Genomic DNA, 10,897 nt, shown 5'->3' on the forward strand with positions numbered 1-10,897 from the left:
ACCTTAGCTCAGGGCATTAAAGCGTTTGGCTTACGTCGATGTCGCTATATCGGTTTGACTAAAACCCACTTGCAGCACATCATCACAGCTTCTGCCATGAATATTGTGCGTTTGGTTAATTGGTGGCACGGAGTTCCATTTGCAGCTACCCGATGTTCTCGTTTTGCTGCTCTTGCGCCGACCGGTTGACCTATGTGTAAACAAATATTAATTTGGCCAGCGGTATCAGAATTGGGGGGTTAGGGGGGCGGGGGACTTTTAGAAGCAAATTGACTCTTGTTCCCCCCAAAGTTGGGGGGCTAGGGGGGCAAAATTCAGTATAAAAAAACTTGGGAGATATCCTCTAAAGAATACTGTACCTCATAACTGCAATAAACGCTATAGGGTTTTTATTTGAGTTGTGAACATAGTATTTATGCTAAAAGGCAGCTTCGGAGCTGGGAGCAGGTAGCAGTAGTAAAAAGCTTGGAGGATTTTTTGATGTTATTAAAAATTAGCAAGATTGTTCATGACCTATTTAAAAAAGCTAGATAGCGGTTTATAGCCTAATCAGGTACACAGGATTTTTTCCCTGTTCCCTCTTTTCCCCTCCTGGAAGCAGGGCTGTTTAATTCTTGCCAAAAATAGATCGGGAGATGGGGAGATGGGGAGATGGGGAGATGGGGAGATGGGGAGATGGGGAGATGGGGAGATCGGGAGATCGGGAGATGGGGAGATGGGGAGATGGGGAGATCGGGAGATGGGGAGATGGGGAGATGGGGAGATCGGGAGATGGGGAGATCGGGAGATGGGGAGATCGGGAGAATTTTCGACGAATATTTGGGATTTTGGCAAAATTTATCGAACCATCCTTGAAGGCAGTTAACCAATTGTTAGTCATTGTCTTGATGCAGCGCATCCCTTGTCGAAAATTCTCCTGATCTTGCCATTTCCCCACACTTCCCTATCTTTCCCTACTCCCTAAAACACCCTGATCAGGTACCTCACCCAATTGAGAACTGCTATAAACCAAGTGATTAACTGGAGGTGATCTGACTGTTACCTGAGTAGGCTTTGCGGGAACTCTAGAGATGTAATCCCTAAAATAGGCTTTAGGAAACTATGCTGTATCGAAGGTCTCAATCCCTGCTTCGGTGTTGCATTTGGATGTAAAACGTTGGGTTTAACCGAGATCTTGCACCATTGTGATTAATCCTACGGTGGGCAGTGCCTACCAATGCCCTTTGCAAGCTTGTAAATCTGTCTGATGCACTGCCCACCCTACTGAACTACTACATGAACTTAACTTTGCAAGCTTGTGAATCTTTCGGGTGCATCTCATTTTTGCTGTTTGACCCGGTGGTGCGTTACGGGGCGGGCTGTGTCTTGATGCAGTCGCTCATGGGGGAAACCCCCAAGACCGCGCTGCATCGCTGCCAACCCTGGCTACGAGCCGGAAAATGAGAACCCCCCCTAACGCCAGGGCTGTTTCTTGCGTCCGACTAAAACGTGATTTGTGGGGAGGTGGGGAGATAGGGAGATAGGGAGATAGCGGTGCGATCCGTGATGGCGAGCAATCCCTCGCCATCACGGAAAGCGCACCTCAAGATTAAACAAAATCAAACAAAATTAAATCAATATAGCTATCACATATAGCTATCACAATTACTATATCTAAACACTTCAAGGGGGCGATGATGTTAAAATTCCCAAACGCTCAAATTAAAATTATAGAAGAACTAGAAGCTGGTGTTAGTACAGTTGTTTATCGCGGCTATCACCAGCAACAGCAAAGACCAGTTATTGTTAAAGTTATTAAATCGGACTATCCCTCCCTTGAAGAGATTAGCAGCTTACGACAAGAATATACAATCTCCCAAGCTATTGATTGTGAAGGCATTGTCAAATGCTACGGTCTGGAAAACTATAATAATGGGTTGGCGTTGATATTAGAAGATTTTGGGGGTCAATCCCTCAAGCAGTTTATCAACTCTCACCCCATGGCTATCAAGGATTTTCTGAGGATCGCTATTTCTCTAGTCGAAACCTTGGATGAGCTGCACAAGGTCCCGATTATTCATAAAGATATTAACCCCTCCAATATCATCATCAATCCGGAAACAGGACAAGTTAAAATTACTGACTTGGGCATTGCCTCCCGCCTGTCTCTAGAGAATCCCACCACTAGGAATCCTAATTGGCTGGAAGGCACTCTTGCCTATATTTCACCGGAGCAAACCGGGAGGATGAACCGCTCCATTGACTACCGCAGCGACTTCTATTCCTTAGGTGCCACGTTCTACGAAATGCTAACGGATCGGGTACCCTTTATCACCAGCGATCCCATGGAATTGATTCACCATCATCTGGCTCAATATCCTGTGCCTGCTCATCAGCTTAATCCAGAAATTAGTGAAGTAGTTTCATTGATTGTGATGAAACTCCTAAGCAAAAATGCTGAAGACCGATACCAAAGTGCTGCTGGACTAAAGGTTGACCTAGAAACCTGTCTATACCAGCTACAAACCACTGGAAAAATTGAAACTTTCACTCCGGGAAGCTATGACATTGGGAGCCGACTGCTAATCCCTCAAAAACTCTATGGTCGCGAAGGGGAAGTAGCCACCCTGATGGAGGCCTTTGAACGAGTCAGTGTTGGAGCCACTGAATTGATGCTGGTATCCGGTTACTCAGGGATTGGTAAAACCTCAGTGGTCAATGAAGTTCATAAACCAATTGTCAAAGCCCGAGGGTATTTTATTGGTGGTAAATTTGACCAGTTTAAGCGCAATAGTCCTTACGCTGCTCTGCTGGAGGCATTTCGGGGATTAATTCGGCAACTGTTGACAGAACCCGCTCAAACAGTAGGGATTTGGAAAGAGAATTTAGTAAATGCTCTGGGTGCCAATGGCAAGGTGATTATTGATGTCATTCCGGAAGTGGAACTGATTATCGGTCAACAGCCGGAAGTCCCCCAACTCGGACCATCGGAATCCCAAAACCGATTTTTACGGGTGTTTCAACAATTCATCGGTGTCTTTGCCCAACCCCAACATCCCCTGGTGCTATTCCTTGATGATTTACAGTGGGCAGATTTAGCCTCACTAACGTTGCTCCAGACCTTAATGACGAACTGCGATCACAAGTATTTATTAATCATAGGAGCTTATCGAGATAACGAAGTCAGTCCGACCCATCCCTTGATTCAAACCATTGAGAAAATTCAAGAAACTGACTCAGTCATAGATCAGATCACGATTGAGCCGTTACAGAAACAATACGTTCAGCAATTAGTAGCCGATACTCTCAATGACATCCAAGGGGAAAACCAGACCAAACCCCTAGCAGAGCTTTTATTTCATAAAACCCAAGGTAATCCCTTCTTCTTGACCCAACTGCTCAAAACCCTCTACTCAGAAAACTTGCTGAGTTATGACGTCACCAGTGGCAGCTGGCAGTGGAATATTGATCAAATTCAAGCCATTGGCATCACCGATTATAATGTGGTGGAACTGATTGCCAGAAGTATTGGCAAGCTACAAAAAACGACCCAGCAGGTCTTAAAATTGGCAGCTTGTCTGGGCAATCAGTTTAACTTAGACATGCTAGCCATTGTCAATGAAGACTCAACGATTATCACTGCTGCTCAGCTCTGGGAGGCACTACAGATCGGTTTGATTCTGCCGTTGAGTGATAGTTACAAAATTCCTCTGCTGTTTGAACAGGAGGAATCCGCAGATTTTGGCCTCAGTGATGTCAAGGTTAACTACAAATTTTTACATGACCGGGTGCAGCAAGCCGCCTACTCTCTGATTGCCGAATCCCACAAACAAGCAACCCACCTAAAAATTGGCAAGTTGTTGCTGAACCATACCACTCCAGAGGCACGGGAAGAGAATATCTTTGCCTTGGTTAACCAACTCAATTTTGGCACCGACTTACTCACCGCTCAGTGGGAAAAAGATGAGCTAGCTCAACTCAATTTGATCGCGGGTCAGAAAGCCAAGGCCGCAGCAGCTTATGCCAGCACTCTCAAGTATCTGAATGTAGGTCTAGGACTCCTAGCAGCGGATACCTGGGCTGACAACTATGACTTCACCTTCGCTTTCTATCTAGAAGTGGTGGAAGCGGAATACCTCAACAGCAATTTTGAGCAATCAAACCTCTTGGCTGGAGTGGCTCTGGAACAAGCCAAAACCGAATTAGATCAAGTCAAGGTCTATGAACTAAAAATCCACGCTTATATTGCTCAAAACCAAATGCAAGTCGCCCTGGATACGGGGCTACAGGTTCTGGAGATGCTCGGGATTCAACTGGAGCAATACCCCCCCAAAGACCTGATTAGTGAGGATTTGGCTGACCTACCGGAAATGACTGACCTCACTAAACTAGCGGCCATGGGGATCTTAAAGTCTGTAGGAACCCCTGCTTTTATTACTAATCCGGCATTGTGTCCAATAATTCTTTTTACACAAATTAATCTATGTATCAATTATGGCAATTCACATCTGTCCACGAACACCTATATTAATTACGCCATGATGCTGTGTGGATTTATGGGAGATATCGATGCTGGCTATAAATTTGGTCAACTGTCTTTGATGCTGTTGGAGCAATTCCATGCTAAGGAGTTCAAATCAATCGTATTAGATGTTTTTAACGGTCAGATCAGACACTGGAAAGAGCATCTCAAGGAAACCCTAGACCCCTTACTAGAGGCGTTTAACAGCGGTCTTGAAACCGGAGAGCTAACTTATTCCGGTTATGCTGCCCTCAACTACTGTACCAACCTATTTTTTGTGGGAAATGATCTCGACGTTACTGCTCAGAAGTATGGGCAGTATCTGGAGTTGCTGCAAAAAATGAAGCTATACTATCATGTTATTTATGGCAAAATCGGCAAACAATTAACCTTAAATTTACTCGGTAAATCTGACGATACCTGTCAGTTAATTGGGGAAGAGTTTAATGAATTAGAAATGCTTCCCATTTTAATAGAACAGAATAATGGAACGTCTCTCTTTTATCTATATCTTGCCAAATCCATTCTGTTTTATTGGTTTAAACAACCCGAGCAAGCTATTGCTAACGCCAGGGCAGCAGAGCAATACGCACAAGCTGTCGCTGGATTCATCCTTGTTGCTGAACAGAATTTCTACTATTCTCTAGCGCTTTTGGCTCACTATCCCCATGTCGAGCCACAGCAGCAAGGTGAATACCTGACCCAAGTAGCAGCTAATCAGGAAACCCTGAAAACCTGGGCATACCATGCTCCATCAAACTTCAAACATAAGTACGAGCTAGTGGAGGCAGAGAAAGCACGAGTTTTAGGGCAACACTGGCAAGCCATGGAAATTTATGACCAAGGGATTGAAGGAGCAGCAGAGCAGCACTATATCCAGGAAGAAGCACTGGCCAATGAACTAGCAGCAGAGTTTTATCTGTCTTGGGGCAAATCAAAGATCGCCCAGGCTTACTTGACTGATGCCTACTATGGATACAGTCGCTGGGGAGCTGTGGCAAAAGTGAGAGACTTAGAATCAAGATACCCCCAACTCCTTAGCCAAATTACCGCCCAACCAACAACGCAAGTTCCACTAGATTCCATAACCAACTCAACGATAACACTAAGTTTAACCGCACTGGATTTATCTGACGTTATCAAGGCATCTCAAGCCATTTCAGAAGAAATAATTTTCGATAATTTACTGGACAAGTTGATGCATATTCTCCTGACTAATGCTGGGGCTAAAAAGGGGTTTATCATTTTGTCAAAAGAAAATAAACTGATGATAGAGGCAGCCGGTTCAGTGGTTAACAATGGCGTAACAGTAAGGCATTCAATTCCAGTAACAATTACTCATAACTTGCCCAAATCTGTAATTAATTATGTCGCTATCAGTCAAGAAAATTTGATTTTAAATAATCTGGTTAATAACTCTACTTTTGCTGAGGATATATACATCATAAAGCATCAGCCAAAGTCAGCTTTGTGTTTGCCACTTCTGCGTAAAAAAAATCTGATTGGTATGGTGTATTTAGAAAATAATATAATTTCTGGAAATTTTACCAATGAACACGTAGAAGTGTTAAGCCTTCTGTGTAATCAAGCGGCAATTTCTTTGGAAAATGCCACGCTTTACCAGACTTTGCATGACGTTCAAGTTAGGGAGCGACTCGAAAAACAGATTCGCAAATCTCTGGAAAGAGAAAAGGAACTCACTGAACTCAAATCTCGATTTATCTCTATGACTTCCCACGAGTTCCGCACCCCCCTAACCAGTATTATGGGGGTTACTGAAATTTTCAAATATTACAGCCAAAATTGGAATGAGGAGAAAAAACAAAACTATCTAGATCGGATTCAAGCCAATGTCAAACATATGCTCCACATGTTGGATGACGTGTTGCTAGTCAATAAAGCCAATGCCGGAAAACTAAAATTCAACCCTGCACCATTGAATTTATTTGACTTCTGCCGTGACTTAGTCGAAGAGATAGAACTAGGTCTTAACACCAAACAAACCATTGTTTTTGTTATTCAAGGTGAATGCCCAGAGGCTGATTTCGATGAACAAATTATCAGACATATCTTGAGAAATTTGCTATCAAATGCTACTAAATATTCCCCTAATGAGAGCACCATAAACTTTGACTTGATTTGTCAGCAAGAAGAGGTTACCTTTAAGATTAAAGACCAGGGTATTGGTATTCCAGAAGAAGACCAAAAGCAACTGTTTGAGTCATTTCATCGATGCAATAATGTAGGCAATATTCCAGGAACTGGACTCGGACTTGCAATTGTCAAACAGTCTGTGGAAGTACACGGTGGTGAAATTACGGTAAATAGCCAAGTCGGTATTGGCACAACGTTTACTGTCACAATTCCACTGTACTCCCCTGCTGCAGCACCAGAGGAAGTACAAAGACCGAGAGCTGTTTGCCAGTTGGCAGTTGGCAATTGATCCTAATAGGAATTATGATTATGCCTAGAAGAAAGGATTAGTTTAACTTGGTTTTGAAAAGCGTTTCTAAATGTTAAGGTTTGAAGGAGGAACTGATATATGTCGCAGATTTTAGTTATTGAAGATGAGGAAGATATCCGTACCATTGTTGTGGAGATACTTCGGGCTGAAAATTTCGATGTTATTGAAGCAGAAAATGGTGAAATCGGTGTGGAATTGGCAAATAATGAAAGTCCTGATTTGATTATTTGCGATATTAAAATGCCGAAACTGGATGGTTACGGTGTCATGATTCAGTTACAAGAAATTCCATCCACCCAGACAATTCCCTTGATTTTTCTTACGGCTAAATCTATGAAATCTGATCTGCGTATGGGGATGGAACTGGGCGCAGATGATTATCTGACCAAGCCATTTACTAGAGATGAATTATTAGGAGCAATCACAACCCGCTTAGCCAAGCAGATGGCTGTTGAGCAAGAATCTCAAAAACAGGTCGATGAATTGCGCGATAACATCACTCATGCACTACCTCATGAGTTGCGTACTCCTCTCAATGGCATTTTGAATCTTGCCCAATTCCTGATAGAGGACTATGATACCATAGAGCGGGGTGAAGCTATGGAAATGCTTCAGGAAATCCGTGTCTCTGGAGAACGTTTATATCGGCTCACCCATAATTTTTTACTCTATGCAGAACTAACGCGAATCGAGCAACAACCTAAGCAAGCCAGGAAGCTGCTTGATTATGGAGACCAAAGTTTTACTAGAACAATTATCCAAGACCTTGCTATCCAAAAATGTCTGAAGGTAAACCGTAAAGACGATTTGCACTTAGAACTGCAAGAAGTAGTTGTCAAGATTTCCCAATCAAAATTTACTAAAATTGTTGAAGAAATCATTGATAATGCCTTGAAGTTTTCCGACCTTGGTAAGCCGATTAAGATTCAGAGTTATTTCCAGGATAATAAGTTAAATATTTTGGTGATCGATCAGGGACGAGGCATGACACCAACTCAAATTGCTAAACTCGGAGCCTATATGCAATTTGATCGTAAACTCTACGAGCAACAAGGCTCTGGATTAGGCTTGATCATTGCCAAACTGTTGACTGAATTACACGGTGGGGAATTAAACATAACCAGTTCCCCAGGAATACAAACAATTGTCCATGTTATACTTCCAGGAAAATTATCAATTTAAGGATTAATTGTTGATTGTTGATTACTAAAGTTTAATTATTAAACTTGAATTTTTCAGGGTTCATCTATAATATCAAGTATGCTGTAAGCATACAGCGGTTTGCAATTCAATTAGGTACAAATTTCTGGGTTTTGAGGGAGCAGGGAGCAGGGAGCAGGGAGCAGGTAAGTCGGAAGTGCCAAAACAATCCTGTGTACCTGATAGTTATGCAATCCGCCGTATGCGCGTAGCGCATTAGCTGCATGCTTACGTCTTTGTTTGTTTGCTCAAAAGTCGGCGTTGCTGAATTAAGGAATGAATGCGCGATCATCTAGTTTTATTAAAGCCCCCGTTGGTCCCCCAATTCTGGGGGACTTTGAGAGTTTTTCCCCCCAGAATTGGGGGGCTAGGGGGGCGAAACCATACTGATAATCAGCAACGCCCAAAAGTCCGTTGTCATTTGTTATTGGTGTTAAGAGTCCATAGCCTCAACACCTGCAGAAGACTCTTGTGTTATACAATACCAATGCGCTTCGGACCTGTCGCCATTGATTTTTCCGAGATCACCCCAGTAGTGATTGCCCAAGCCGAGTCTTGAATCCTTAATCGTTGATCATAAAATTCATGCATCCAGTTGATTACATCATTGTTACTATTTACCTGATTTGCATAGTCGTTTTTGGGGTTATTCTTCAACGGAAAGCATCTGAGGGTATAGAATCCTACTTTTTGGGAAATCGTAATCTGCCCTGGTGGGTTTTGGGGGCTTCTGGAATGGCGTCCAATACTGACTTGGCTGGCACGATGGTGATCAGCGCTTTAATTTATGCTCTGGGAACGAAGGGATTTTTCATCGAAATCCGGGGTGGCGTTGTCTTAATTATGGCTATTTTTATGATATTCATGGGCAAGTGGAACCGACGGGCAAAGGTGATGACTTTGGCGGAATGGATGCACTTGCGCTTCGGCTCAGGAAGGGAAGGCAATACGGCTCGGATCATAAGTGCTGTTGCTAATATTATCTTTGCTATTGGCTCAATGAGTTACTTTTCGGTTGGGGGGGGCAAATTCCTGGGGGAATTTCTGGGTATTGATGACCGCTATGCTTCGATATTTTTGATTTTGCTCGCCCTGGTATACACGGCTGTTAGCGGTTTTTACGGCGTGGTATGGACGGATGTATTTCAAGGTATTTTGATTTTTATTGCGATTATCTATATTTGTGCGATCGCATTCTCTACGGCAACTATCCCGGATACTTTCTCGGTCTCGATTCCTGGGGCTGAGCAATTGCAAACCTGGAATTTCACGGAGTGGAGCAGCATCTCGCCCCCAATGGCAGTTGAGCTACCGGGAGACTATGCCATATTCAACTTGTTCGGTGGGGTGATTTTATTCTATCTGTTCAAAGAAATTATGGTAGGGTTTGGCGGTGGAGGTGGCTATATGATCCAACGCTATTTTGCCGCTAAAAGCGATCGCGAAGCTGGGTTACTGTCCCTATTTTGGATAATCTTGCTTTCTTTTCGTTGGCCCTTGGTTACAGCCTTTGCAATATTGGGTATCCATTACGGAACCACTAAAGCAGTAATTGCTGACCCTGAACTTATCTTACCAACGGTGATCGCAGAATATGTGCCAGTGGGGATAAAAGGGTTGCTGATAGCTTGTTTTATTGCAGCAGCTATGTCTACCTTTGACTCAATCATCAATGCTAGTGCTGCTTACTGGGTTAAGGATATTTATCAAGCTTATATCAATCCCCAAGCCTCTAGCCAACAACTGATTGTTCAAAGCCGCTGGGCATCAATTGTAATTGTAGTGGTGGGATTGCTATTTAGTTTCAATATCACCAATATCAATGACATTTGGGGATGGCTAACCCTGGGACTAGGTGCTGGACTGTCTATTCCTCTGGTGTTGAGATGGTACTGGTGGCGCTTTAATGGCTATGGATTTGCCCTTGGGACAGTGGCGGGGATGGTAGCGGCTATTTTAACCAAGGCAATAGTACTACCCAATTTAAATTACGCCCAATTTCAGGAATATGCTCTGTTTCTAATTCCCAGCGTTTGCTCATTACTAGGATGTATTCTAGGGACATTTTTAACTGAGCCAACTGACCGGGAGGTAATGGATAATTTCTATCGAGTCACTCGACCGTTTGGATTTTGGGGAGTAATCCGTCAAAACCTCCCAGCTAATAGTCAAGCAAAAATCAGGAACGAAAATCGGCGGGATATTCTATCTACATTGATCGGAATTCCTTGGCAGATAGTTTTGTTTTTAATGGGAATCATGTTGATGATGAAACGTTGGGATAATTTTGGTATCCTATTGTTTTTATTTATTATCCTATCTATTTGTTTGTACTTTAATTGGTTTAGACACCTATCAAAAGAGGTGAGAGTAGAGTGAAGTTTTAAAGTATAACAAAGGGAATCGGGAATCGGGAATCGGGAATCGGGAATCGGGAATCGGGAATCGGGAGAAGAGTGTGGGGAGAGGGGGTAGTGTGGGGAGAGAGAGGAGAGGGAAGAATTAGTTTGAGATTAATTTAGTATTTTTAAATACTTTTTTTCTCATTGTCTTGATGATTAGTTTTCATCTGACTCACCATCTCCCCATCTCCCCATCTCCCCATTTCCCCATCTCCCCATCTCCCCATTTCCCCATCTCCCCATCTCCCCATCTCCCCATATCCCCATTTCCCCATCTCCCCATCTCCCCACACCTCCCACACTTCCCTCTCTTTCCCGACTCCCGACTCC

General features: G+C 43.3%; 7 protein-coding genes. 6 read left to right on the forward strand and 1 reads right to left on the reverse strand.

What is annotated here, in order from left to right; all coding sequences use genetic code 11:
• The 5 genes from F6J99_RS33645 to F6J99_RS33665 form a co-directional block, all read left to right on the forward strand.
• Positions 1-189, forward strand: a 189-nt coding sequence (locus F6J99_RS33645) for a transposase (RefSeq protein WP_293119601.1), incomplete at its 5' end; no start/stop codon positions are given.
• A gap of 446 nt (positions 190-635) precedes the next feature.
• The gene (locus tag F6J99_RS33650; RefSeq protein WP_293119603.1) at positions 636-920 is read left to right on the forward strand and encodes a hypothetical protein; all 285 of its coding nucleotides are present in this window, start codon (positions 636-638) and stop codon (positions 918-920) included.
• 355 nt (positions 921-1,275) lie between these two features.
• Positions 1,276-1,443, forward strand: coding sequence for a hypothetical protein (locus tag F6J99_RS33655; protein ID WP_293119605.1), 168 nt, complete (start codon positions 1,276-1,278; stop codon positions 1,441-1,443).
• A 230-nt stretch (positions 1,444-1,673) separates the two neighbouring features.
• The gene (locus F6J99_RS33660; RefSeq protein ID WP_293119607.1) at positions 1,674-6,944 is read left to right on the forward strand and encodes an ATP-binding sensor histidine kinase; all 5,271 of its coding nucleotides are present in this window, start codon (positions 1,674-1,676) and stop codon (positions 6,942-6,944) included.
• A 99-nt stretch (positions 6,945-7,043) separates the two neighbouring features.
• A complete protein-coding gene (locus F6J99_RS33665; RefSeq protein ID WP_070396383.1) occupies positions 7,044-8,147 on the forward strand; it encodes a response regulator in 1,104 nt (367 codons plus the stop codon).
• A gap of 106 nt (positions 8,148-8,253) precedes the next feature.
• On the opposite strand, the gene F6J99_RS33670 is transcribed toward F6J99_RS33665, so the two are convergent.
• The gene (locus tag F6J99_RS33670) at positions 8,254-8,382 is read right to left on the reverse strand and encodes a hypothetical protein (RefSeq protein ID WP_293086210.1); all 129 of its coding nucleotides are present in this window, start codon (positions 8,380-8,382) and stop codon (positions 8,254-8,256) included.
• A 368-nt stretch (positions 8,383-8,750) separates the two neighbouring features.
• Between F6J99_RS33670 and F6J99_RS33675 the strand changes: the two genes are divergently transcribed.
• Positions 8,751-10,544, forward strand: coding sequence for a sodium:solute symporter (locus F6J99_RS33675; RefSeq protein WP_293119610.1), 1,794 nt, complete (start codon positions 8,751-8,753; stop codon positions 10,542-10,544).
• Positions 10,545-10,897: the final 353 nt, after the last annotated feature.

The sequence above is a fragment of the Moorena sp. SIO4G3 genome (assembly GCF_010692305.1).
Lineage (GTDB): Bacteria > Cyanobacteriota > Cyanobacteriia > Cyanobacteriales > Coleofasciculaceae > Moorena > Moorena producens_A.